The sequence below is a fragment of the Mycetohabitans sp. B2 genome, assembly GCF_021733735.1.
GTDB classification, from domain to species: Bacteria; Pseudomonadota; Gammaproteobacteria; order Burkholderiales; family Burkholderiaceae; genus Mycetohabitans; species Mycetohabitans rhizoxinica.
In genome coordinates this window covers 1-456 of sequence record NZ_JAHKSP010000154.1, presented here as the reverse complement: position 1 = coordinate 456, position 456 = coordinate 1, and the positions used below count along the sequence as shown (strand labels likewise).

Annotated in this window: 1 protein-coding gene; it reads left to right on the top strand. The window is 55.9% G+C overall.

Annotated features, from left to right (window positions below; all coding sequences use genetic code 11):
• A partial coding sequence (locus KPG66_RS17190) for a condensation domain-containing protein (RefSeq protein WP_237071653.1) occupies nt 1-456 on the top strand: 456 nt, incomplete at both ends.

Sequence of the window (456 nt, the reverse complement as noted above, 5' to 3'; positions counted from 1 at the left end):
CGCTATATATGACCCTGCTCGCCGCGTTCCAAGTCGTGCTCAGTCGCTGGAGCGGACAGGACGACATCGTCGTGGGCTCACCCATCGCAGGACGCACGCAGGTTCAAGCCGAGCAATTGATTGGCTTCTTCATTAATACGTTGGCGCTGCGTACCGATCTGTCAGGCGATCCTCGCTTTGACGCGTTGCTGGCACGCGTGCGTGAAACCACGCTGGGCGCCTATGCGCACCAGACAGTGCCTTTTGAGAAGTTGGTGGAGGTGCTGCAGCCGGTACGCGACCTTTCTCGCCAACCGATCTTTCAGGTCATGGTCAATGGATTCAATATACCCGTGTCGGATTTTGCCCTACCGGGACTGACCGTTGAGAAGATCGACCTGGAACGTCTTAGTACCAAATTCGACCTAACACTGTACTTTGGCGAGACATCGGACGGCATTGAAGGCTGGCTGCAAT